This is a genomic window from Methylophilaceae bacterium, from assembly GCA_018398995.1.
Lineage (GTDB): Bacteria > Pseudomonadota > Gammaproteobacteria > Burkholderiales > Methylophilaceae.
On sequence record CP073759.1, the window covers coordinates 1,985,461 to 2,008,583 of the forward strand.

25 protein-coding genes and 1 tRNA gene are annotated in these 23,123 nt (G+C 41.1%); 13 read left to right on the forward strand and 13 right to left on the reverse strand.

Going from position 1 to position 23,123, the window contains the following annotated elements; all coding sequences use genetic code 11:
• Positions 1-49: 49 nt before the first annotated feature.
• From KFB94_09930 to KFB94_09940, 3 genes are all read right to left on the reverse strand, one after another.
• A tRNA-Asn gene (locus KFB94_09930) sits at positions 50-125 on the reverse strand.
• Between the two features lie 122 nt (positions 126-247).
• Positions 248-1,462, reverse strand: a complete 1,215-nt coding sequence (locus KFB94_09935) for a pyridoxal phosphate-dependent aminotransferase (protein QVL45517.1) — start codon at positions 1,460-1,462, stop codon at positions 248-250.
• A gap of 147 nt (positions 1,463-1,609) precedes the next feature.
• Positions 1,610-2,623 carry a trypsin-like peptidase domain-containing protein gene (locus KFB94_09940; GenBank protein QVL45518.1) on the reverse strand — a complete coding sequence of 338 codons (1,014 nt, stop codon included), beginning with the start codon at positions 2,621-2,623 and terminating at the stop codon, positions 1,610-1,612.
• A gap of 148 nt (positions 2,624-2,771) precedes the next feature.
• Here KFB94_09940 and uvrB point away from each other — a divergent pair, with 148 nt between their 5' ends.
• The 4 genes from uvrB to clsB all read left to right on the forward strand — a co-directional run bounded on the left by uvrB (position 2,772) and on the right by clsB (position 7,109).
• The gene (uvrB, locus tag KFB94_09945; GenBank protein QVL46671.1) at positions 2,772-4,790 is read left to right on the forward strand and encodes an excinuclease ABC subunit UvrB; all 2,019 of its coding nucleotides are present in this window, start codon (positions 2,772-2,774) and stop codon (positions 4,788-4,790) included.
• Between the two features lie 44 nt (positions 4,791-4,834).
• Complete coding sequence (locus tag KFB94_09950; protein ID QVL45519.1) at positions 4,835-5,098, forward strand: SemiSWEET transporter; 264 nt, start codon at positions 4,835-4,837, stop codon at positions 5,096-5,098.
• Positions 5,099-5,202: 104 nt separating this feature from the next.
• Positions 5,203-5,946: an endonuclease/exonuclease/phosphatase family protein gene (locus KFB94_09955; GenBank protein QVL45520.1), complete on the forward strand. Its 744-nt coding sequence runs from the start codon at positions 5,203-5,205 to the stop codon at positions 5,944-5,946.
• Positions 5,946-7,109, forward strand: coding sequence for a cardiolipin synthase ClsB (gene clsB, locus KFB94_09960; GenBank protein ID QVL45521.1), 1,164 nt, complete (start codon positions 5,946-5,948; stop codon positions 7,107-7,109). The genes KFB94_09955 and clsB overlap by 1 nt, the downstream gene beginning before the upstream one ends.
• Positions 7,110-7,181: 72 nt before the next feature.
• Here the strand turns inward: clsB and KFB94_09965 are convergent, their stop codons facing one another.
• From KFB94_09965 to KFB94_09980, 4 genes are all read right to left on the reverse strand, one after another.
• Positions 7,182-7,856: a hypothetical protein gene (locus KFB94_09965; GenBank protein QVL45522.1), complete on the reverse strand. Its 675-nt coding sequence runs from the start codon at positions 7,854-7,856 to the stop codon at positions 7,182-7,184.
• Positions 7,857-8,252: 396 nt separating this feature from the next.
• A complete protein-coding gene (locus tag KFB94_09970; GenBank protein QVL45523.1) occupies positions 8,253-9,782 on the reverse strand; it encodes a helicase in 1,530 nt (509 codons plus the stop codon).
• A 9-nt stretch (positions 9,783-9,791) separates the two neighbouring features.
• On the reverse strand, positions 9,792-10,394 hold the full coding sequence (locus tag KFB94_09975; GenBank protein QVL45524.1) for an alternative oxidase: 603 nt from the start codon (positions 10,392-10,394) through the stop codon (positions 9,792-9,794).
• A 77-nt stretch (positions 10,395-10,471) separates the two neighbouring features.
• Positions 10,472-11,077, reverse strand: coding sequence for a DUF4202 domain-containing protein (locus tag KFB94_09980; GenBank protein ID QVL45525.1), 606 nt, complete (start codon positions 11,075-11,077; stop codon positions 10,472-10,474).
• Between the two features lie 139 nt (positions 11,078-11,216).
• Here KFB94_09980 and KFB94_09985 point away from each other — a divergent pair, with 139 nt between their 5' ends.
• Positions 11,217-11,549, forward strand: a complete 333-nt coding sequence (locus tag KFB94_09985; protein ID QVL45526.1) for a hypothetical protein — start codon at positions 11,217-11,219, stop codon at positions 11,547-11,549.
• 65 nt (positions 11,550-11,614) lie between these two features.
• Positions 11,615-12,037 carry a hypothetical protein gene (locus KFB94_09990; GenBank protein QVL45527.1) on the forward strand — a complete coding sequence of 141 codons (423 nt, stop codon included), beginning with the start codon at positions 11,615-11,617 and terminating at the stop codon, positions 12,035-12,037.
• A gap of 22 nt (positions 12,038-12,059) precedes the next feature.
• Here KFB94_09990 and KFB94_09995 read toward each other — a convergent pair whose 3' ends face one another.
• From KFB94_09995 to KFB94_10005, 3 genes are all read right to left on the reverse strand, one after another.
• Complete coding sequence (locus KFB94_09995; GenBank protein ID QVL45528.1) at positions 12,060-13,334, reverse strand: aminotransferase class I/II-fold pyridoxal phosphate-dependent enzyme; 1,275 nt, start codon at positions 13,332-13,334, stop codon at positions 12,060-12,062.
• A gap of 76 nt (positions 13,335-13,410) precedes the next feature.
• Positions 13,411-14,010: an HAD-IA family hydrolase gene (locus tag KFB94_10000; GenBank protein ID QVL45529.1), complete on the reverse strand. Its 600-nt coding sequence runs from the start codon at positions 14,008-14,010 to the stop codon at positions 13,411-13,413.
• Between the two features lie 104 nt (positions 14,011-14,114).
• Positions 14,115-14,441 (reverse strand): hypothetical protein, encoded by a 327-nt coding sequence (locus KFB94_10005; protein ID QVL45530.1) that lies wholly within the window; start codon positions 14,439-14,441, stop codon positions 14,115-14,117.
• A 295-nt stretch (positions 14,442-14,736) separates the two neighbouring features.
• Here KFB94_10005 and rpsF point away from each other — a divergent pair, with 295 nt between their 5' ends.
• The 7 genes from rpsF (at position 14,737) to radA (ending at position 20,088) form a co-directional block, all read left to right on the forward strand.
• Positions 14,737-15,126: a 30S ribosomal protein S6 gene (gene rpsF / locus KFB94_10010; GenBank protein QVL45531.1), complete on the forward strand. Its 390-nt coding sequence runs from the start codon at positions 14,737-14,739 to the stop codon at positions 15,124-15,126.
• A gap of 2 nt (positions 15,127-15,128) precedes the next feature.
• Positions 15,129-15,413 carry a primosomal replication protein N gene (gene priB, locus KFB94_10015; protein ID QVL45532.1) on the forward strand — a complete coding sequence of 95 codons (285 nt, stop codon included), beginning with the start codon at positions 15,129-15,131 and terminating at the stop codon, positions 15,411-15,413.
• A gap of 63 nt (positions 15,414-15,476) precedes the next feature.
• Positions 15,477-15,710, forward strand: a complete 234-nt coding sequence (gene rpsR, locus KFB94_10020; GenBank protein ID QVL45533.1) for a 30S ribosomal protein S18 — start codon at positions 15,477-15,479, stop codon at positions 15,708-15,710.
• An 11-nt stretch (positions 15,711-15,721) separates the two neighbouring features.
• On the forward strand, positions 15,722-16,171 hold the full coding sequence (gene rplI, locus KFB94_10025) for a 50S ribosomal protein L9 (GenBank protein ID QVL45534.1): 450 nt from the start codon (positions 15,722-15,724) through the stop codon (positions 16,169-16,171).
• A gap of 95 nt (positions 16,172-16,266) precedes the next feature.
• Positions 16,267-17,646: a replicative DNA helicase gene (gene dnaB / locus KFB94_10030; protein QVL45535.1), complete on the forward strand. Its 1,380-nt coding sequence runs from the start codon at positions 16,267-16,269 to the stop codon at positions 17,644-17,646.
• A gap of 2 nt (positions 17,647-17,648) precedes the next feature.
• Positions 17,649-18,716: an alanine racemase gene (alr, locus tag KFB94_10035; GenBank protein QVL45536.1), complete on the forward strand. Its 1,068-nt coding sequence runs from the start codon at positions 17,649-17,651 to the stop codon at positions 18,714-18,716.
• A 1-nt stretch (position 18,717) separates the two neighbouring features.
• Positions 18,718-20,088: a DNA repair protein RadA gene (gene radA / locus KFB94_10040; GenBank protein QVL45537.1), complete on the forward strand. Its 1,371-nt coding sequence runs from the start codon at positions 18,718-18,720 to the stop codon at positions 20,086-20,088.
• Here the strand turns inward: radA and hpnE are convergent.
• Genes hpnE through hpnC form a run of 3 tightly spaced genes read right to left on the reverse strand, consistent with a single transcriptional unit; the run spans position 20,085 to position 23,081 of the window.
• Complete coding sequence (gene hpnE / locus KFB94_10045) at positions 20,085-21,371, reverse strand: hydroxysqualene dehydroxylase HpnE (protein ID QVL45538.1); 1,287 nt, start codon at positions 21,369-21,371, stop codon at positions 20,085-20,087. The two genes, radA and hpnE, sit on opposite strands and share 4 nt — an antisense overlap.
• Entirely contained in the window at positions 21,364-22,203 is an 840-nt protein-coding gene (gene hpnD, locus KFB94_10050; protein QVL45539.1) for a presqualene diphosphate synthase HpnD, read from the reverse strand. The genes hpnE and hpnD overlap by 8 nt, the downstream gene beginning before the upstream one ends.
• A 14-nt stretch (positions 22,204-22,217) precedes the next feature.
• Positions 22,218-23,081 (reverse strand): squalene synthase HpnC, encoded by an 864-nt coding sequence (gene hpnC, locus KFB94_10055; GenBank protein QVL45540.1) that lies wholly within the window; start codon positions 23,079-23,081, stop codon positions 22,218-22,220.
• Positions 23,082-23,123 lie beyond the last annotated feature (42 nt).

The following is a 23,123-nucleotide window of genomic DNA, read 5'->3' on the forward strand; positions in this document are numbered from 1 at the left end:
AATCGCCTGTAATAAAAAAGCCTCACATGACTGTGAGGCTTTTAGTATTTGGCTCCTCAACCTGGGCTCGAACCAGGGACACATGGATTAACAGTCCATTGCTCTACCAACTGAGCTATTGAGGAATCGGTTGTTGCTAATGTTTCTTAGCACTCAACGAAGGCGTGATAATACTGGCTAAGCGCTTATTGGTCAATAACTAGAAGTGATAATTTTTGACTAATTTTAGCTAAATCGTATCAATTAATTAATTCAGTGCTTTTTCAATACGATCTAGCGCTGTTTGTAAGTTTTCCATAGAGGTTGCAAACGAAACGCGGAAATAACCTTCGGCACCAAAAGCAGAGCCTGGGACTACAGCCACATCAAATTGCTCTAGCAAATATTCGGCAAATGCCATATCGGTTGCTTCGGTAATCTTACCCGCTTTTTGCAGATTGCTAATGGCTATACGTGCATCAGGAAAAGCATAAAAAGCGCCACCTGCTTTTAAGCAGGTTAAACCTGGCATGGCATTAAAACGGTTCACTACATATTCATGGCGCTGTTTAAACGCGTCTACCATCGGCGTAATGCATGCTTGCGAGCCTTCTAGTGCCGCTTGGGCGGCTACTTGAGAAATAGAGGTTGGATTGCTGGTTGATTGACTTTGCAAAATGCCCATGGCTTTAATAATATATTCAGGACCTGCGGCATAGCCAATACGCCAGCCAGTCATTGAGTATGCTTTTGAAACGCCATTGAGCACAATGCAACGGTCTTTGAGTGCTGGGGTTGCATTGAGAATATTATAGAAAGCAGCGCCTGTTAAATTCACGTGCTCATACATATCATCCGTTGCCACCAATACATGCGGGTGTTTAAGTAATACTTCACCCAATGCTTTTAGCTCGTCCAATGTGTAAACTGAACCTGTTGGGTTGGAAGGGGAGTTAAACATCACCAATTTTGTTTTCGGCGTAATGGCGGCTTCTAATTGCGCAGGTAATATTTTAAAGCTTTGCTCAATACCACATTCAACAATCATGGGTGTTGCTTCAGCAACTAAGGCAATGTCTGCATAACTGACCCAATATGGCGCTGGTACAACCACTTCATCACCTTTATTTAATACGGCTAAGCACAGATTAAAAATGGTTTGTTTTCCACCAACGCCCACAATCACTTCATTAATGCTGTAGTCTAAGTGATTGTCTTGTTTAAATTTATTAACAATCGCTTTTTTTAATCCTGGAATACCTGTTACTGGTGTGTATTTGGTAAAGCCAGCATCAATGGCTGCTTTTGCCGCATCTTTAATATGTTGGGGTGTATCGAAATCTGGTTCACCAGCAGCAAGCCCAATTATGGGGCGACCTTCTGCTTTATATTTGCCAGCTTTAGCAGTAATGGCTAATGTTGGAGATTCTTTAATGCTTAATACTCTATCTGAGAGTGTGAGCTGAGACGATGATTTAACCAAGATTCGCTTCCCTTAATGCAAAAAAATGAGTGAAATAAAATCGACTATTTTACGCAAAAAAAAGAAGTTTAGATATAAGCGGCTCATTCAAATCTAAAAAGCGGGCGAGAATCGCTTTTTAGACAGATGATAAGCATGGATTAGCTATTAACAACGCTCAGTGCATTCCACAATTTTTTTGTATTGGGCGCCAATTTCTTTATCGATATTATTTAATGCAGCATACACACTATTTAGCTCTGTGGTGTCCCCACGCCTTTTAGCTAAATCGCCAACTTTGATCCAAGCATCGATATTGTCGCCATCAAGCGAAAGCGAGTGGTGATAAGTATCATTGGCCAACGCTAATTTATCCATATTTTCTTGGCTCAATGCTAACGCAAACCAAGCATCTGCGCTTAACGGCTCTGCTTTTGTCCAACGCGTTGCAACTTCTTCCAGTTTGGGCCAATCATAGCGTGACTCAGGGACGGCAGCTTGCATATAAAATGGTTTTTTATCTTCGTCTTCTTCCCACAGAGCTATGCCTGAAATAGGAAATTGTGTAATCTCGGGCAGGGCTTCAAGTGATTGTATCCATTCTACAGGTAGTGCGAAATGAATACTGCCACCTCTGCCAGCAGTTTTAAATGTGTTAATGCCAACAAGATAGCCATCTAAATCAAACAAACCACTGCCGCTTGCGCCCATTAAAAATTTAGCATTCGTGCGAATAACTTTTCCAGGATTGCCGTCATACAAGCCATTAACGCTACCTTTGGAGGTGAGTGGTGCTGGTGAGCCACTAGAGTGACCAATGCCAGCCACTTCTTGGCCGCGTTTCAAACTGGTGCTACTGCCAATTCTGACTGGTTTTACTGGCAAACCAGATGTGCTAACCAAACATAAATCGTGCCATGCATCTGCTTTAACTGCCGTAATTTCGTAGGCATCTTCGCCACGTGAAATCCAAGGTTGTTTGGTAGTGCGCAATACGTGACAATTGGTGATGACTTTATCGGTATCTACCACAACACCAGAGCCATAAGCCATGCCGCCAGCATCATTAAAACCACGCACCATGACAATGCTAAAGTAGGATTCAATTAATGCTTTTTTATCGTAAGCAAAACCAGTATTTGCTGTTAACAGCATTACTAAAGCGATGAGTGCTATTCTCATGAGTGACTCTCTGTAATTAAGTGTATGTTAATGACTTTTGCTAGCGCGTTAGGTTCCCTATTAACTTGCTTTTTCGTTGCATTAGCATCAGCAATCTGAATAAAGCCTGTTAAAATCAAGTGTTGTTTTAAATGAATTGAGTAGATACGTGTTTGTTAATTTTCCGAATAGTCAATATCAACTTTTTCAGCCATTCCCACCCGCAGGCGATCAGCCACAAGCGATTGAAAAGCTGACGCAAGGTATTCATGATGGCTTGAAATACCAAACCTTGTTAGGCGTAACAGGTTCTGGCAAAACCTATACCATGGCTAATGTGATTGCAAGAACAGGTCGTCCAGCCATTGTGATGGCTCCGAATAAAACACTGGCTGCCCAACTATATAGCGAGTTTAGAGAGTTTTTCCCAAACAATGCTGTTGAATATTTTGTTAGTTATTATGACTATTATCAGCCAGAAGCCTATGTGCCATCCCGTGATGTCTTTATTGAAAAAGATTCCAGTATTAATGACCACATTGAGCAGATGCGACTTTCTGCGACCAAGGCCTTATTAGAGCGCGAAGATGCGATTATTGTGGCGTCGGTTTCTGCTATTTATGGTATTGGCGATCCCCAAGATTATCATGCCATGGTATTGCACTTAAAGCAGGGCGATAAAATGGTACAGCGCGATGCAATTGATATTTTAATTGGCATGCAATACAAGCGAAATGATATTGATTTTAGTCGCGGTAGCTTTCGTGTTCGCGGCGATATGATTGATATTTTTCCAGCAGAAAATAACGAGACAGCGGTGCGCGTGAGTTTGTTTGATGATGAGGTGGAAAGCATCTCGCTATTCGATCCATTAACTGGTGAAATATTTGACAAAATCAAGCGTTTTACCATCTATCCAAAAAGCCATTATGTGACAACGCGCGACACCACAGTGCGTGCTATTGAGACAATTAAATCAGAGTTACGTGACCGTGTTGATTTTTTTGTGAAAGAACAAAAGCTAGTCGAAGCGCAACGTATTGAGCAACGAACGCGCTTTGATTTAGAAATGCTCAATGAAATTGGTTTTTGCAAAGGCATTGAGAACTACTCACGGCATTTGTCTGGTGCAAAAGCCGGCGAGCCACCACCGACTTTAATTGACTATTTGCCCGATGATGCTTTGATGATTTTGGATGAAAGCCATGTGACAATTCCACAAATTGGCGCCATGTATAAAGGCGATAGGGCGCGTAAAGCCAACTTGGTTGATTATGGTTGGCGCTTGCCTTCTGCTATGGATAATAGGCCGCTTAAGTTTGAAGAGTTTGAAAAGATTATGCGGCAAGCAGTATTTATTTCAGCAACGCCAGCTAATTACGAGGCAGAAAAACAACAGCAAGTGGTTGAGATGATTGCTAGGCCAACTGGCTTGATTGATCCTGAAATTATTGTTAAACCAGCTGATACGCAAGTGGATGATTTATTGAGTGAAATTAAGCTCAGAACCGATGTTGGTGAGCGCGTATTAGCGACAACGCTAACCAAACGCATGGCTGAAGATTTAACCGATTATCTCAGCGACCATGGTATCAAAGTACGTTATTTGCATAGCGATATTGATACGGTGGAGCGTGTAGAAATTATCCGTGATTTGCGGTTAGGCGAGTTTGATGTGTTAGTAGGTATTAATTTGCTCCGCGAAGGTTTGGATATACCTGAGGTTTCGTTGGTTGCTGTGTTAGACGCAGATAAAGAAGGTTTTTTGCGTTCAGAGCGTTCATTGATTCAAACGGCTGGTCGAGCCGCACGAAATTTAAATGGTAAAGTAATTTTTTATGCCAACAGCATTACCAAAAGTATGAAGGCCGCAATGGATGAAACCACACGCAGGCGCACCATACAAACAGCATTTAACAAAGAGCATGGCATTGTTCCTAAGGGAGTGACTAAAAAAATTAAAGACATTATCGATGGCGTTTACGATATGGATGAAGGTAAGCGCGAGCGCAAAGCGGCGCAAGAGCAAGCCAGCTATGAAAGTTTGAGTGTGAAGCAACTGTCTAAGGAATTTAAACGAATTGAAAAACAGATGCACGATGCCGCTAAGAATTTGGAGTTTGAAAAAGCGGCCGACTACAGAGATCAATTAAAAACCCTCAAAGCCAAGCTATTAGAAGTTAGTTAATATCAAATAAATCAGACTGTTATTTTATATAATTAAAGTTAAATATGAATATTGTAGATTATATTGGTAGCTTTGCTGCCACTTGCACCACTGTTGCTTTTATTCCGCAAGCCATTCAATCGTATCGCACCAGGGACTTATCGGGGATTTCGTTGCCCATGTATAGCATATTTACAGCAGGTGTGATGTTTTGGCTAGTCTATGGTCTACTGAAGCACGATTGGCCCATTATTATCGCCAATCTCATTACGGTGGCTTTATCTGCCATGATATTGATACTTAAAATCAATGAGATGCTTAAGCAATAAACCAATTGGCAACATGCTAAAAATAAACGTACTGTCAAAAGATGATTGCAATGATAACTGTTAGAGAGGTTGCCCAATATGAAGAAGTCTTTATTGAGTAAGCAATGATTAGTGTTGCTACTTTTAATATTCACAAAGGGTTTACGCATTTTAACGCAAGGTTTTCATTGCAAAGCCAGCGCGATATGCTCAGAAAGTTAAATGCTGATGTGATTTTTTTACAAGAGGTGCAAGACACACACATCAAGCACCGTGCGCGCTTTAATGCATGGTCTACTTCTGGCCAATTAGAGTATTTGGCAGATTCGATTTGGTCACAATATGCTTATGGTAAAAATGCGGCCTATCCAGCAGGTCATCATGGTAATGCTTTGTTATCAAAATTTCCCATTGTGCATACCTTTAATCAAGATATTTCTGCGCATACAGCCGAACAGCGTGGCATGTTGCATTGCATTATTGATATGCCAGAATGGGAATTACCTTTGCATACTATTTGTTTGCATTTGGGCTTATTGGCAACGTGGCGACGCAAACAATTAAACGATGTTGCCCAATTTATAGAGCAACAAATACCAGCAGATGCCCCATTAATTATTGCAGGTGATTTTAATGATTGGAGTACACGTGCTGGATATGATTTTGCTAAGCGTTTAAAACTGAAGGAAGTGTTTGAGCATCACTTGGGCGCGCATGCGCGTAGTTTTCCTGCTTGGTTACCTATTTTAAAAGTCGATCGTATTTATGTGCGAGGTTTTGATGTAAAGCAGGTGAAAGTACATGCAGGGGCAAGGTTGCTTGCACTTTCTGATCATGCGGTACTAACCGCTACCTTAAACAGAGTTTGATGCAGTTTTCATCCAACAATAAAGTGACATTATTGCGCGGAGGAGCCGCGTTTTTTCCAGCTTTAGAGCAGGCTATAGAGCAGGCAAAAGTTGCAATTTACCTACAAACCTATATCTATGCAGCAGATGCAACAGGCATTCGCATTGGTAATGCATTAAAAAAGGCAGCATTAAGAGGGGTATCGGTCAATCTACTACTGGATGGGTTTGGCAGCAAAGATTTGACTAAAGACTATATTGATGAATTACAACAAGTAGGTGTGAAGCTAATGTTCTATCGGCCTAATATTTCGCCATGGACACTGCAAAAAAGACGTTTAATTCGTATGCATCGAAAGGTGGCAGTCATGGATGGCTTCATTGGTTTTGTGGGTGGCATTAACATCATTAACGATAACCATAATCACGATCAAGCAAGCCCGCGTATTGATTATGCCGTCAAACTTGAAGGCGCTATTGTGCTGGAGATACAAGAGAGTGTGCGTAAGTTGTGGCAACGCATGTCCTGGATAGCAAGGTTCAGTGGAAAATTAAAACCAAAGTTAAAGCCAAAGTTAAAACAATCACTGACAGAAGTAAAAGGCAATACCAAGGTGGCTTTTGTAACCCGTAGCAACGTCTTGCATCGACATGATATTGAACATGCGTATTTACAGGCAATTCATGATGCGCAAACAGAAATCATCATAGCCAATGCCTATTTTCTACCCAGTAAACGATTTCGAAAAGCATTATTAGCCGCCGCCAAGCGAGGGGTTCAGGTTAAGTTGCTGCTACAAGGCCGCAAAGAATATCTATTCATGTTTGCCACAAATGCCCTATACCGTCATTTTTTACATGCAGGTATTCAAATCTATGAATATAGAAAAAACTATTTGCACTGTAAAGTTGCGGTAGTTGATTGCCATTGGGCAACGGTAGGCTCATCCAATATTGATCCGCTGAGTTTAATGTTAGCCAACGAAGCAAACGTAGTGATAGAAGACCAGCAGTTTGCCAATGAATTAAGGATAGAAATTGAGCATACCATCCACCACGCCGAAGCAATAACGCTAACGATGTGGGAAAAAACTAGCCGATTGACGCAGGTCTTTTCTTGGCTGATTCATGGCCTAGTAAAAGTTTTTCTAGGGTTTGTAGTTAATCAAGAAGATAAAGATTAAAGTCAAACGCACCAATGTATTAGTGTCAGGCTTCAGCTAATAAGGTGAGCGTATTGACTCGATTAAAATGCATTAGCTGTGTGGTTTTTTGCGTCTAAATAGTCGTGGATTGCCCCTTATAAAGGCATGAATCCAGCGTTCGAGAAATGATTCGTTCTTGGCTGTTTTTAGATAACCATAACCTAACACAGCAATGACAAAGGCCCCCAACGTATCTACAATGAGATCCCACATCGTGTCAGTTAAACCTGAGGGGTCGCCAAGCATTGGCTTTTGCATATTCATGCCAAAAAAGCCATCCATGGCAAACTCAAAGATTTCCCAAAGCGCTCCAACACCCACCGCAAACAGAAAGGCAAAAAAAGCAACAAATCCTGGCTTCATATTGACGCCAATCTTTTCTGTCTCGTTGAGTACATAGACCAATAAAAAACCAACAATACCTAGCAGCACCCCAGATACCGTATGAAGGGCGATATCCCACCACCAGTAACGGGTATAGTAATCATGAATTTCACCAAGAAATAACGATGCAAAAATAAAAGCAATGGCAATCAGTACAAATTCAGCAGGAATAAACACGTGAAAGTGTTTTTGTAGATACAGGGGTGCGAATGTAATCAAAATAATGCCACTTGTGATGACAGCATTAAACCATTGCTGTGACCATATTTCAGCTACTAGCCCAAGCATTAACAGTGCCTGAAGAATAAAAGTAAGGCGTCTGTGTATCGTGATTTCTATCATCTATTTCTCCAATAAAACGATGCTGTAACGTTACAAATCTAGCTTTAAACAACTTATTTTGCTATCCGCTCACCGTTTTGTCGATTAGTTTTAAAGGCAGGTTTTTTTTGAAATAAAGGTATGCTTGGTAATTAATCAATGCTCTTGTCATTCAATATGCTTGCGTTTCAACGCTACCTCAACCCAGAACAATGTGAGTTTTGAACGGGTTTTCATGACTTCACACATCATTTTACTAAAAGCTTTAAATGATACAAGTTGGCATATCCATTACCAAAGTCGTCGATAAAGTGATACTACGTTGTAAATGCCACATTGTATTCAATGCCAGATGATAATTGTTCACTCGACAAAAAGATGGCTAAAATGTGTATTTTGGAGAAATACTGCGTATGGCTATCGTTTTACAAAACCATGATTCAGGTCTATTTCTTTACTGGTGTCGCCGTAACCTTTCTGGGTTAACAGTGCTTGTTTGATGTAGTTGCTGACTTTATTTCTTAGTGCGGAAATTGTTGCTTGCTCTGTAAAAATAGTCGGAAACTGATAACTTAACCATGCGTAAAGACTGATATGCTGACTTAGGATTTCTGCTTGTTGCAGGTGTCTCTCGCTGCCGCCATTGAGCCAGTTTGGGGCAAACGGCATGGGGTGAGGTTTGTCTTGATAAATGCTAGTAACGCATTGAATAAAATAGTCTTTTTCAATAGGCACTTGGATAGAGAGCGGGGCACAGGCAAGCGCAAATTTATCTTTGAACGCCATATTAGGTGCAACTTCATCAACGATAACTGCTTGTTTATATTGGGCAACAACGTGTGCATGTTGGCACAGCTGATCTTGACGGTGATAATGTTCAGCTAAATAGGCGATACATTCTGCTAGGCGATTGGTGTGCAATTGATTGGCAACCTCTTCACAATTACTGAGCTGCATAGCAATTGGCAGGTGTGTAATGGTGGCAGTATCGTCGGCATTTAGCATATGCTCGATATGGATTTGTTCATCGTCTTCTAATACATTCACATAACCCGTCTCATAGACACCGTAACGACCTGCACGCCCCGCAATTTGGCGTACCTCGGTGACGTTTAAATAACGCGAGGCAATGCCATCAAATTTATGAATATTGGCAAATATTACTCGTCTAATTGGTAAATTGAGACCCATCCCAATTGCATCGGTTGCAACCAATATATCTGCATCCCCTGATAAAAACCGTTCTGACTCGTGACGTCTAACTTCTGGTGAGAGTGCGCCGTAAATACTGGCGACTTTAAAACCCCAGTTTCTGAATCTGGCTGAGAGCGTCAGCACATCTTTACGACTAAAAGTGACAATCGCATCCCCTTTTTGTAGCTGATGTTTGAGCTTTTGCTTGCTGTAACGTTTGCCACATAAGCTGTTTTGTTCAAGTATCAGTGGTGTTTTGCGATCTAAATAAGTGATGTCATACATTTCTCTTAAAGCATCCAAAGCCTTGGTACAAAGCTGGGTCACAGCATGAGAGCCGCAAATATAAACCTGCTTGGCTGGCACCCCAATCAATGCAGCCGTCCAAGCTTGACCGCGGTCTGGATCCTGTAACATTTGAATTTCATCAATGACAGCAACATCAACGGCTTTGTGACTATGCATCATTTCAATCGTGGAAGCCGTATGCTGTGCGCCATCCATATAAATGCGCTCTTCACCCGTAATTAAGTGACACGGTACGCCAGCTTGCACCAATCGATCGCGTACTTCCATTGCAAGTAATCGTAAGGGTGCTAAATAAAGGCCGCTATTGGCGTCAATTAATGCGTTCAAAGCATGGTAAGTTTTGCCTGAGTTGGTTGGCCCCAGATAAAAGTGGTGTTGTCGATTTAATTGTCTTGCTAAGGTAAAGCGGTTGGCATAGGCCGCGAATAGGTAGAGAGGGCGCAAAAGTAAACCTTATTGCAGTATGTTAGCAAAATCATGATTCACATCACGATGATTCATTTCATCTTGACGAACGGCAATGACCACATCCTTGAGTGTAGCGTCAGCTGGTAAATTCCAATACTGAATGGCGATTGCTGGCGCATTCACATTGGGATAAGTACCATTTTCAATACCAGCAAGATACTCGGTATAACTATAAACTGCCTCCTCTTCAAAGTAAGCCACTAATCGATGTGCTGTTTTGCTAGACACAAGATAAAGTAAAAAGAACAAGTTATAAAAAATACCTTGGGCAATAATAATGAGTGTTCTTTCAAACCAGCTGGGTTGTGCAATTTCAATGAAAGTCATCAAATGCATGCGTTCATTTTCTGCTTCATCTAATAAGGTTCTAATCCAACCATCGTCAGATTTCATCAACCTTAACGATTTTAAATGTTGAATTGCACCCCCAACCATACCAGGAACTGCTGCAACGGTCTCAAGTACAACAGCACGGTGACCATAACGACCACTAAAAAAAGCATCCGCAAAAAATCTTAAACATTTTGTAATTGCCAACGCCACTCTATCTGAACAGTTTTTGGGTTGATAATGCGTTTCTGAATGCATGACTGATTTCCTGTTTTAACACTAGATATTCATCGGACAATATGTCGAACAAATAATTGCTTAACAAGATAAATTTTTTAAGTTGTAACGGCTTTAAGTACTATTGGTAATAGATGCGCTGGAATATGAATCAAAGTTAATGCGGCAGCGCGCCCTTTTTTTGACATTTTCATGTACGATTTGCGCAAAATCGTTAAGAATTTTTCTTCGCTGTAATCATTATATTTCAACACAAAATCAGCTAAATCATGTTCTAAAAAAGCCAATACAATCACATCTTCTAGCGTTTGCGTATTGGCATTTGTGCGTAAATTTTCTTTTTTTAATAAGCTTGCAACTTCTGCGATTGTTGCAGCATCATAACCATGTTGCTGCATGATCGTGCTTGCCAGTTCTGCATGATGATTTTTGAGATTGCTGCGCCATTGCATATAGCCAGCCTTGGTCATTGGGTAGTCGGTTCTAGGAGATATCCAACGTTGAATATGTTGTGCGCGGATAGCAAGTTGCAAAGCTTCAGACGCCTCTGGTGCATAGCGGTTGAGCATTTCACTCAATCGCTCGGCATAGATTAGCGCTTTAGGGTGCTGTGTTCCATTCACGTCGATTTGATTAGGGTCTTGACTATTAATCGCATCGAAATTGGCAATGGTATTGTTAAAACGAATTTGATTCTCTGTCATATGCAAATTCTAAAGCTTTCAGCCTACTCTTAAAAGCTGAAATCTTGATTTGCATCAAATAAGTTTATACACATGCAGAATAGGCTAACAATAATAGTCAGTCCTTGTTGGCAGTCTGCTATAGATAAAGGTTTAGTTGATGATTGATTTTTTTAAAAAGTTACCACATGCCACCCGGTATCCAATTGGGATTGAATGGCCAATTTTGAAACGAATGCCACTAATTTTTGGCGTCGGCACTTTATTTATTCTTTCGCCAATCGCTATCATTTATCTACAAAACGCAGTTATTTCAGCAGCACAATACAAAACAATTTACGTTTGTCTCGGCGCCTTGTTTTCATACTGGTTTTTTGTTGGTGTATTAGCAATAGGCTGTGCACTCATCATGATTATGAAAGGCCCCGGTTATGTTGCAGACGCTTATGATCTACCAATTGAAGATAAGCGACTAGAAGAAAGAGTGAAGTAACGCTTGATACTTTTTCACTTTTTGTTATTCATTCATGACTTGATTGACATTGGTATTGTTAAGATTTGGGAACTGCGCAATATAGTGCACCTAAATATTTTTTAGGTGAAAAGGGGACCGAGCGTTCCGATTTATTTTCATTGGGAGTGATTGCTTATCAAATGTTGACTGGCAAGCTACCTTACGCTACGCAGGTGGCGAAAATAAATAGCAAATCTGATCAAAATAAATTGAGCTACCACAGTATTCGTTACGCTAGACCAGACGTGCCTACTTGGGTAGATGACACAATTATGAAGGCGGTACATCCTAATCCAAGCAAGCGCCATGAGGCTTTATCTGAATTTATTTTGGATCTCAAACAACCTAATCAAGCGTTTGTAAATAGAACGAGACCGCCTTTAATCGAACGCAATCCAGTTGCTTTTTGGCAAGGGATTTCTTTCATTTTGTGTGTGGTGATTATTGTTTTGCTGATACGTTTGTAATAAACACCATGTAATGACTTATTTAGGTTACCTTATCTAAAGCCTGACTAACGTCTGCAATAATATCGTCAATATTTTCAATACCAACAGAGATTCGGACTAAGTCAGAACTAACCCCAGCTTTTTTCAGTTCCTCTTCATTAAGCTGTCTGTGCGTAGTAGATGCAGGATGACAAGCCAATGACTTAGCATCGCCAATGTTCACTAAGCGCAGAATCATCTCTAGCGCATCAATAAACTGCTCACCCGCTTTTGCGCCACCTTTAATGCCAAAACTTAAAATGCCAGATGCTTTACCATTGGTTATTTTTTGACAGTTAGCATGGTATTCACTGTTTTTTAGCGCTGCATAGTTAACCCAGCTAACTTTGGAGTGGTTTTGTAAATACTCAGCCAATTGTTCAGCATTTTCGCAATGACGCTCCATACGTAGACCTAATGTTTCTAGGCCTTGTAGAATTTGAAATGAGTTCATTGGTGAAATGGCTGCTCCTGTATTTCTTAATGGCGCAACGCGGCAACGCCCAATATACGCGGCAGCACCTAATGCTTCCGTATAAATAACACCGTGATAAGAAGGGTCGGGTGTATTTAGGATGGCAAATCGATTTTTGTTGGCAACCCAGTCAAATTTACCAGAATCGACAATCATACCGCCAATGGATGTGCCGTGTCCGCCGATATATTTGGTGAGTGAATGCACCACAATATCGGCGCCCAGTTCAAATGGTTTGCAAAGATAGGGTGTAGCAACTGTATTGTCGACAATAACTGGAATGCCATGCCTGTGCGCAATCTCTGAAAGCTTTTGAATATCAACAATATTGCCGGCAGGATTGCCAATAGACTCGCAAAAAATAGCTTTTGTATTGCTATCAATTGCTTTTTCAAATCCAGAAAAATCATCATAAGAAAGCATCCGCACCTCAATGCCTTGTCTTGGCAGTGCGTGTGCAAATAAGTTATATGTCCCACCATAAAGTTGACTTGTACTCAAAATATTGTCGCCTACCTCGCAAATACATTGAATAGCATAGGTTATAGCTGCCATACCTGAAGCCAGTGCCAAGCCGGCTATACCACCTTCCATTGCTGCAACCCGCTGCTCCAATACATCTGTTGTTGGGTTCATGATGCGTGTATAAATGTTACCAGGCACTTTTAAGTCAAATAAATCAGCACCATGCTGGGTGTTGTCGAATGTATAAGAGGTTGTTTGATAGATTGGTACGGCGGCAGCTTTAGTTGTTGTCTCTGATGTATAGCCGTGGTGTAGTGCGATAGATTCAAGCTTCATTATGTGCTCCTCAGCATTGCTATTAGTCGTGTAAACTAGCTTAATACGCTAGCGCTATGGTTGCAAGTGACGTGGTTTACACCAGTTTATATTGCATTAATACTTGCTTCACTTGTTCTGGATTAAATGCTTGGTATGCATGAAAACCAAACGCATTCGCGGCATTGACATTATCAATATTATCGTCAAAAAAGATAATCTCTTCGGCTGGTAGCTGCAGCCCTGTAGCGGCTACCGCAAAGGCTTGGTGTTCTGGTTTAAGGTGGCCAATTTCATGAGACAAAAACAAATGATCCAAACTCTCCGTTAGCCCAGTTGCCTCTACATGTACCCAATGTGCCTGACTTGTATTACTTAAGGCGGCAAGGGTAATATCATCTGGTATGGCGTGGAGCAAATCGAAAGTATTGGGGAAGGTGCCTACTATCCATGTGGCAAAGTTTGCCATAAAAGCATCTGGGCTCAAGTTAATGTTTAAATCTTTGACGATTCGTTCTGCAAACACATCGCTAGAAATTTTGCCTGTTTCATGTGCAATCACAGCGGGAGAGGACATCCAATTTTTATAAATTTCATCATGAGATTGTTGACTGTCTAACAATTTCGCCAGTGAAGGCAATCCATTCAACTCAATAAGTACACCACCAATATCAAAAAGAACAGCTGATATTTTCATATGTATTTGACTTTTTAAATAAAAAATGAGTCATCAATGATTAACCATGTAATCACTGATGACTCATTTTATTGACATAACGTTGTTATACAACGTCTGTTGCTTTACGCTAAGTTGGCGCCAACAATTGCTGCCATTTGCATCATGTCGACAGTTTCGCCTTCTTTGATGTTGGTTAGGTTGGTTACTTTACCTGTTTTACTTGTTGTATTTGTATTTTTAAAGATAGGCAATAATTTGGCATCAGTTACAATGTATTTACCAGCATTTTCAGGTTTGCCATTGACTGATTTAGTTTGTAATTGATTGGCTTTAATGTAGTCCCAGATTTTTTTTGTGATTTCAGTACGTGGAAGTGCATCCGCACCACACAACGCTGCCAATTCGCTTTTCATTTTGACTGGAACTGCTAAACCTTTTGCTTCTGCCATTTTAATTCCTTTTTAATATGATTAAATGAATAAATATTACAAGGCTTATTATGCCTCATATCTTAATAAGAGCGCTTATTATGCACTGCCTTTGCATGCATCCCAAATAAATTTTTAGATAATTTTTAATCTAAATCACCCGCTTTTGATACTAAGGCTAAAAAGCATTTGATTCGTAAACGTTTTTTAACTATAATCACGGCCTTACATAAACCTTGCCACACCACAAAGCAATTGTTGATTGCTGCCTTACATGAAAGGGCTGGATGGGTGGCTTTAACCACAAGGAGATTTCATGCGTCACTACGAAGTAGTATTTATCGTGCATCCTGATCAAAGCGAGCAAGTGCCTGCAATGATTGAGCGTTATCGCACCATGATTAGCGGCAACAAAGGCACTATTCACCGTTTAGAAGACTGGGGCCGTCGACAATTGGCTTACCCAATCAACAAAATTCATAAAGCACATTATGTGTTAATGAATATCGAGTGTGATCAAGAGACATTAGCAGAGTTAGAGCTGGGCTTTAAATTTAATGATGCCGTCATGCGTCATTTAACTTTTAGCACAAAAACAGCGGTAACTGAGCCTAGCCCAATGATGAAAGAAGAGAAATCTAAATCAGTATTGAGCGGTGATTCAGCAAAAGAAGCGCCTGCGACAGAAGAGGCGACAGCAGAGTAGAAGTGAATAAGCTGGCAATAAGCGGGGAAGTGACTCAGATTGAGGCTTTACGTTATACACCAGCAGGTTTGCCGTTGTTGAGTTTTGTGATTAGCCATGTTTCAGAAGCTATTGAAGCTGGCTTAAAGCGTAAAGTAGAATGTGAAATAAAAGCGGTTGTAATTGGTGATTTAGCTAAAACCAACATTCAACTAGGTACCACACTACGCGCACTAGGATTTTTGGCAAAGCGTAGCGCAAAAAGCACACAATTGGTATTGCATATAAAGAATATTGAACTGATATAACAGGCTTAATTTAATAAACTAAATTAAAGTGGTTATCTAAACGAAAAAGATTAGGAGTTAGACATGGCAAGAGATATGTATAAACGCCGCCGTTACTGCCGTTTTAGTGCAGAAGGCATTAAAGAAGTGGATTATAAAGATGTGGATTTGCTGAAAGATTTTATTTCAGAAAATGCAAAAATTATTCCAGCGCGTATGACTGGCACAAAAGCTAAATACCAACGTCAATTAACCTCAGCAGTTAAACGTGCACGTTTCTTAGCGTTGTTACCATACACTGATAAACACCCAGGCTAAGGAGAATAACAATGGAAATTATTTTATTAGAAAAAGTAGCTAATTTAGGCGCATTGGGCGATATCGTAAAAGTAAAAGATGGTTTCGGCCGTAACTTTTTGATACCACAAGGTAAAGCAAAACGTGCAACTGAATCAAACAAAGCTGAATTTGAAGCGCGCCGTGTAGAATTAGAGAAGCAACAAGCAGATATTTTAGCGGCAGCTAAAGCGCGTGCGGATAAACTAGCTGGTCAAACTGTTGAAATCGCACAAAAAGCAGGCGAAGATGGTCGCTTATTTGGTTCAGTGACTAATCATGATATTGCTGCTGCATTAACAGTGGCTGGTACTGAAGTGTCTAAATCAGAAGTGCGTTTACCTAACGGTTCACTTAAAGCAGTTGGTGAATTCCCAGTAAGTATCGCTTTGCACCATGATGTGGTTGTTGACATCACGGTTAAAGTGATTGCTGAAGCGTAATTTTTCATCTCTCATCAAAAAAGGCGACTGAGGTCGTCTTTTTTGTTGTCTGTGCTTTGTGAGAGTCACTTATTTATGCCGTATAATCATACGTTATGGCTGATGAACAACTAGATGCATTAAAACTTCCCCCACACTCCATTGAGGCGGAACAGTCCGTTATTGGTGGCTTATTGCTTGAAAATGAAGCCTTAGATAAAGTCGCTGATATTTTAAATGCAGATGACTTTTATCAGCACGATCATAAAACTATTTATCAACATATTGCACGGTTAATAGAACGTAACCGTCCTGCTGATATTGTTACCGTGGCAGAATCTTTAGAAAACACGGCAGAACTAACTGCTATCGGCGGCATTGCTTATCTAGGCTCGCTGGCTCAAAACACGCCAACAGCAGCGAATATACGTCGTTATGCCGAAATCGTCCGCGAACGGGCAGTGATGCGTAAACTAGTCACTGTTGGTTCTGATATTGCAGGTAGCGCTTTTAATCCGAATGGCCGTGATGCACAGCAATTATTAGATGAAGCTGAGGCTAAGATTTTTCAAATTGCTGAAAGTGGTAATAGAGATAATCAAGGATTTCAAGACATTAAAGCGCTATTGCCACAAGTGGCAGAAAAAATTGACGAATTATTTTCCCGTGAAGATCAAAGTGAAGTGACGGGTATCCCAACGGGTTTCGCTGATTTAGATAGAATGACTTCAGGCTTGCATGGTGGCGATTTGATTATTGTGGCAGGTCGCCCATCAATGGGTAAAACTGCTTTCTCTATCAATATGGCGGAGAATGTAGCTATCGACACCGGCTTGCCAGTCGCTATCTTTTCCATGGAAATGGGGGCAACACAGCTTGCTACAAGGATGATTGGCTCTATTGGTCGCTTAGACCAACATCGCATGCGTACCGGTCGTTTAGAGGATGAGGACTGGGAGAAGCTGACCACTGCGCTAGGCAAACTTAATGAAGCGCCAATTTTTATTGATGAAGGCGCTGGATTAAGTAGCTTTGATGTGCGCGCAAGGGCACGACGTTTGCATCGTCAAACTGGAAAATTAGGCCTTATTGTGGTCGATTACTTACAATTGATGGCAGCGCCTGCAGGAACGCGCACTGAGAATAGAGCAACGGAAATTTCCGAAATTTCGCGTTCGCTCAAAGCATTAGCGAAAGAGTTGGATGTGCCTGTAGTGGCTCTATCGCAGCTAAATCGTGGTCTTGAGCAACGGCCTGATAAACGTCCAGTAATGAGTGATTTACGTGAATCGGGCGCGATTGAACAAGATGCAGATTTGATTTTGTTTATTTATCGTGATGAAGTATATAACCCAGATAGTACAGACAAAGGCACAGCAGAAATTATTATTGGCAAGCAACGTAACGGTCCAATTGGTCGGGTTAGGTTGACCTTTATTGGGCAACACACGCGCTTTGAAGATTTTGCTAATGCTGACTATATGACAGATGACTAGCCATGCGACCGATTCAAGCAACCGTATCGACTAGCGCCTTACAACATAATCTTAATATTGTGAGGCAGCATGCCCAAGCGGCCAAAGTGATGTCGGTTGTGAAAGCCAATGGATATGGGCATGGTTTGATGAATGTCGCACATGCTTTGGCTAACACAGACGCATTTGCAACACTCAATTTATCTGAGGCGATTGACTTGCGTGAAGCAGGTTTTGAACAGGATATTCTGCTGCTAGAGGGGGCTTTTGACGAAGAGGAATTGCGTATAGCAGCTAGCTTTAAAATTAGTGTGGTAGTTCATAGTGCTATTCAAGCTAATTTATTGCAAAGCATAACGCTATCAAGACCAGTTAATATATACCTAAAAATGAATACGGGTATGAATCGCTTAGGTTTTAGGCCATGCGATTATTTATCTATTTATCAACAGCTAAATGATTGTAAAAATGTTAGACACATCACGTTGATGACTCACTTTGCAACTGCTGATGAGGAGCAGGGTATTGCTGAACCGCTCACCCGTTTTAAAGAGACGATAAAATCACTTAATGCGCCAGTTTCTTTAGCCAATTCAGCCACCATTCTGAGATATCCAGAAGCTCATGCTAATTGGGTGCGTCCAGGTATCATGCTCTACGGAGCAACACCAGTCAGCGGCACACCCGCCACTGCCTATGATTTAAAACCAGTCATGCAACTCAGTGCAAAAATAATTGCAATTCAAACACTGGCGATTGGTGAAAGTGTTGGTTATGGTGCAAGATTTACCGCTACAAAAGAGACCCGTATTGGCGTTGTTGCCTGTGGTTATGCCGATGGTTATCCGCGCCATGCGCCCAATGGTACGCCTATTGCTGTAAATGGGCGACTAACGCAGACACTGGGTCGCGTTTCTATGGATATGCTCTTTTGTGATCTGACTGATATGCCTGAAGCTGATATTGGCGCTCATGTTGAACTATGGGGCACTACAGTGCCAGTAGACGCCGTTGCTGAAGCAAGTGGCACTGTAGGCTACGAGCTGCTTTGTGCAGTCGCGCCGCGTGTGCCCATCATGGTGGTTGCCTAATATGGCAAAAGCAAAAAGTGTCTATATTTGTACTGAATGTGGTACAAGCGAGCCCAAATGGCAAGGTCAATGCCCGGGTTGCATGGCTTGGAACACTTTAGTTGAAAGTGTAGCAGAAACAGCAAGCACCAATCGTTACGCTAACAAATTTGAAGGCTTGGCAAGCACTGGCCAATTACAAAAATTAAGCGCAGTAGAAGCTGCTGATATCGAACGCCAGCCAACCAGTATTGCGGAATTTGATCGCGTTTTAGGCGGCGGCTTAGTTGAGGGAGGCGTTATTCTTATTGGTGGCGACCCTGGTATTGGTAAATCAACCTTACTATTACAAGTGCTGTGTCATTTGGGTAAAACCAGTCAGGCTATTTATGTCAGCGGGGAAGAGTCTCCACAACAAATTGCCATGCGCGCTAAGCGATTGGGATTGGACGCAAGTGAAATCGACTTGCTTGCTGAAATTAATTTAGAAAAAATATTGGCGACCCTGCAATCGCATCAGCCTAATATTGCTGTGATTGATTCGATACAAACAGTCTATTCCGAAGCGCTACAATCTGCACCAGGCTCCGTGGCACAAGTCAGAGAATGTTCTGCACAATTGACCCGTCTAGCTAAACAATTTGGCATTACTGTGATATTGGTTGGACATGTCACAAAAGAGGGTACTCTAGCTGGCCCACGCGTGTTGGAGCACATTGTTGATACAGTGCTGTATTTTGAAGGTGATCAGAACTCCTCTTTTAGGTTGATTCGAGCTTTTAAAAATCGGTTTGGCGCGGTCAATGAGCTTGGTGTATTTGCGATGACAGAAAAAGGTTTAAAAGAGGTCGCTAATCCATCCGCTTTATTTTTATCACACCATGAACAACAAGTTGCAGGTAGTTGCATTACAGTGACTATGGAAGGTACCCGTCCATTATTGATAGAAATTCAAGCATTAGTCGATGAAAGCCATGCGCCAGCACCAAAACGCTTATGTGTTGGTTTGGAGCAAAATCGTTTGGCGATGTTATTGGCTGTTTTGCACCGTCATGCTGGTGTTGCCTGTTTTGATCAAGATGTTTTTATCAATGCTGTTGGTGGCGTTAAAATTAGCGAGCCAGGCGTTGATTTGGCTGTATTAATTTCGATTTTTTCCTCTTTAAAAAACAAACCATTAGCAGATAAACTGATTGTATTTGGTGAAGTTGGATTGGCAGGCGAGGTACGTCCTGTACAGGGCGGTTTAGTGCGTTTAAAAGAGGCAGCTAAATTGGGTTTTACCAAAGCGATTGTACCCAAAGCCAATGCACCTAAAACAAAGATTCCGGGTATAGAAGTGATTGCTGTTGATCGCTTAGATCAGGCGCTCAATCATATTCGCAACAGTTAATCAATAAAAGAAGCCGCCTTTATACCACTTCTTATTGCCCCTTCAATCGTGGCTGGATAATCGCCAGCGGTATAGTCGCCTGCTATCAATAAGTTAGGATAAGCTGTGATATTGGTCGGTCTGGCTAAAGCAACATCACAACTAAATGTGGCGCGTTTTTCTGTAATGACTTTATACCAAATTGGCTGTATTAATTGTGGGAATAATTGCTTCAACTCATCGGCTATTTGCGCTGCTAAAGCGTCTTGTGTTTGCTTGAAAGGCATATGCGCGCTAATTATCACAGCAATTAATCCTTTTTGATCGCAGATCTGACCCCTATCAAATATCCATTGGCTTAGGCTATTCACCATGCCGATCATCGGTTCCGGTAATGAAATGTGATGTTTGTATTGCAAATAAACGGTAGTAATAGGCCGATAACTAAAATGCTCAGTTAGCCGACTTAGTTTGGGCAAGGTCTCGGTAAAGTTTTTTAATTGATGCGGCCCACAGGCCAAGATGACTGTTTTAAATACATAGGCTTGCTTTTTGGTTTGCAGTTCATAACCAGTATCAGTTGCAATAATATTGTTAATAGCGCAATTAGCAACGACTTTACTACCATTTTGCTGCAAATAGTCTGCAATGGGATGACTCATTAAAGTACTTAAATCGGTTTTAGCAAAAATCAGATCGGCATCATGTTGTTGCTGCGCAAAACTATCACGTAAAACACATAAGAATACTTGCGCACTAGCTTGACTCAGCGGTGTATTAAGCGCGGCCAGACACAGCGGCTCCCATAAGCACTTAATTAAGACGGCTGATTGGCGATGTGTGGTTAAAAAAGTAGCTACAGATTGGTCATGTTTGAGTGTAAAGCGGTTTAAACGCATCCACATCATGCAACGGATAGCTGATAGTTTCTCTTTGATTGATATGCCTTGCGTGGTTAATAGCCCATATAAAATATGTAATGGCGCTGGTAACAGAGGATTGGTCTTTAGGGAAAAGTTTAAATCGCCGGTTAAATCTTTAACTTGTAAGCTAAGAGGTAAGCGCATTAACACTTTTGACTCTGTCACGCCAACTATCTTTAATAAGCTAAGCGTTTCACGATAGGCGCCCAATAAAATATGCTGGCCGTTATCTAGTCGCAAGCCGTTAAAATCCATCCCGCGCGCACGGCCACCCAAGCTTGGCGCTGCTTCAAATAGGGTTACAGATTGACCTTGCTGCGTTAGCTTGGCGGCTGCGGCCAAACCGGCTATGCCACCACCAACAATAGCAATGCTAGGCATATTTATAATACGCTTTAAGCGCCAGTAGTAACTTTCTCAATGGCGGAATAGCAATTTTATGCGTCAATACATTTTCAGCGCCATCCGCTTTAATTTCACGCAATAGGGTGCGGTAAATCGCAGCCATCATGAGTCCTGGCAATTGTTGTTTGGCATCTTCATTGGGTAATTGTTTGAGGGCTTTGTCATAAAATCGCTCTGCGCGCTCAAGCTGAAACTCAATGAGCGCTTTAACTTCATTTGTTTTACGACTATTTAAAATATCTTCTTCAGTGACTTTGGCTTTTGCGAGTTCATCCAAAGGTAAATAAATGCGACCTCTACGTGCATCTTCGCCAACATCACGGCTGATATTCGTCAGTTGGAACGCCATGCCTAAATCATGCGCAAATTTAAGTGTATTACGATTTTGGAAGCCAAATATTTGCGCGCTAAGTAAACCGACGACGCTAGCAACACGATAGCAGTAGAGTTGTAACTGTTTAAAGTCTTCATAGCGATTAAACTGTAAATCCATTTCCATACCATCAATAATTTCTAAGAAATGCTCTTTGGCTAAGTCAAATTGTTTAATCACCGGTTGCAAAGCAAAACTAACCGGATGTTGCGGTTTATCAGCATATAAATTTTCTATTTCCGTTTTCCACCAATTGATTTTGGTTTGCGCTACGTTGTAATCCGTGCATTCGTCAACAATATCGTCGACTTCGCGACAAAAAGCATAAAGCGCAATCATGGCTTCACGTTTTGGTTTAGGCAAAAAAATAAAACTCACTGTAAAGCTAGAGCCGCTTTTTTTGGTTTTGTCTTTACAATATTGCTGAGGTGTCATGTAGTTTTAATATTTCAAATGAATGCTTTTAGAAAAATATAAGGCCAATCCCAGGCTTTCACAGTAGGGCGGCGGTTAAAAATATCACCATTCACTTTTTTTAACTTACGAATAATCGTTTCTCCGCCGCCGATAATTAACCGCATTTCTAACCCCATGCGACCTGGTAAGATCCGAGCGAGAGGCTTACCTTTTTGTAACATGATTTCTGCACGCTCAATATTAAATTGCATGAATTGTACCCAGTTCTGATTCATTTCTTTGTTTGCAATTTGTTGTTCGGTAACGCCAAATTGTGCCATTTCATCTAAGCACAGATAGAGGCGACTTTGATGAGCATTTGCATCATAATCAATGGCAATATCTTGATAAAAGTTAATCAGTTGTAGCGCACTACATACGCAATCTGAATAAGTGAGGTTTTCAGGCGTAGCCTTGTTAAACAGATATAGTAATAGTCTGCCAATAGGATTGGCTGAACGGTTACAGTAATCTAGCACTTCATCAAAATTTGCATAGTGCGTTTTTGTAACATCTTGTTTGAATGCATCTAATAAGTCGTAAAAAGGAGCTAATGGCAGCTGATTATCCTTAATCATCTGTGCCAATTCAGTAAAAAAAGCAGAGTTACTATTACCTACGTTGTTAATGATATCGATCTCATCAACATAGTGTTGTAATAGCGCGAGTCTTTCAAATTGTGTCAAATTACCTTCATCAGCAAAATCATCTGCACATCGCGCAAAATGGTATATCAAGGCAATTGGGTAACGTAAACGCTTGGGCAAAACAACAGAAGCAACGGGAAAGTTTTCATAATGCTGTTTGGCAAGTACAGTATGATCAGGGGCTTGTAAAATGGGTTTATTCGCACGCATAGATGAAGTATGCCATAGAATATCGCTATGCTACAGCGCTTA

Coding starts and splice junctions, on each gene's coding strand:
- hpnE (QVL45538.1), bottom strand. CDS start 21,371: ATGCCTAGCATTGCTATTGTTGGTGGTGGCATAGCCGGTTTGGCCGCA.
- rpsR (QVL45533.1), top strand. CDS start 15,477: ATGGCAAGAGATATGTATAAACGCCGCCGTTACTGCCGTTTTAGTGCA.
- KFB94_10005 (QVL45530.1), bottom strand. CDS start 14,441: ATGGCAGAAGCAAAAGGTTTAGCAGTTCCAGTCAAAATGAAAAGCGAA.
- KFB94_09985 (QVL45526.1), top strand. CDS start 11,217: ATGATTGATTTTTTTAAAAAGTTACCACATGCCACCCGGTATCCAATT.
- KFB94_09980 (QVL45525.1), bottom strand. CDS start 11,077: ATGACAGAGAATCAAATTCGTTTTAACAATACCATTGCCAATTTCGAT.
- hpnC (QVL45540.1), bottom strand. CDS start 23,081: ATGCGTGCGAATAAACCCATTTTACAAGCCCCTGATCATACTGTACTT.
- KFB94_09940 (QVL45518.1), bottom strand. CDS start 2,623: ATGAGAATAGCACTCATCGCTTTAGTAATGCTGTTAACAGCAAATACT.
- dnaB (QVL45535.1), top strand. CDS start 16,267: ATGGCTGATGAACAACTAGATGCATTAAAACTTCCCCCACACTCCATT.
- KFB94_09955 (QVL45520.1), top strand. CDS start 5,203: ATGATTAGTGTTGCTACTTTTAATATTCACAAAGGGTTTACGCATTTT.
- KFB94_09950 (QVL45519.1), top strand. CDS start 4,835: ATGAATATTGTAGATTATATTGGTAGCTTTGCTGCCACTTGCACCACT.
- clsB (QVL45521.1), top strand. CDS start 5,946: ATGCAGTTTTCATCCAACAATAAAGTGACATTATTGCGCGGAGGAGCC.
- rplI (QVL45534.1), top strand. CDS start 15,722: ATGGAAATTATTTTATTAGAAAAAGTAGCTAATTTAGGCGCATTGGGC.
- KFB94_09995 (QVL45528.1), bottom strand. CDS start 13,334: ATGAAGCTTGAATCTATCGCACTACACCACGGCTATACATCAGAGACA.
- radA (QVL45537.1), top strand. CDS start 18,718: ATGGCAAAAGCAAAAAGTGTCTATATTTGTACTGAATGTGGTACAAGC.
- KFB94_10000 (QVL45529.1), bottom strand. CDS start 14,010: ATGAAAATATCAGCTGTTCTTTTTGATATTGGTGGTGTACTTATTGAG.
- alr (QVL45536.1), top strand. CDS start 17,649: ATGCGACCGATTCAAGCAACCGTATCGACTAGCGCCTTACAACATAAT.
- KFB94_09975 (QVL45524.1), bottom strand. CDS start 10,394: ATGCATTCAGAAACGCATTATCAACCCAAAAACTGTTCAGATAGAGTG.
- KFB94_09965 (QVL45522.1), bottom strand. CDS start 7,856: ATGATAGAAATCACGATACACAGACGCCTTACTTTTATTCTTCAGGCA.
- rpsF (QVL45531.1), top strand. CDS start 14,737: ATGCGTCACTACGAAGTAGTATTTATCGTGCATCCTGATCAAAGCGAG.
- hpnD (QVL45539.1), bottom strand. CDS start 22,203: ATGACACCTCAGCAATATTGTAAAGACAAAACCAAAAAAAGCGGCTCT.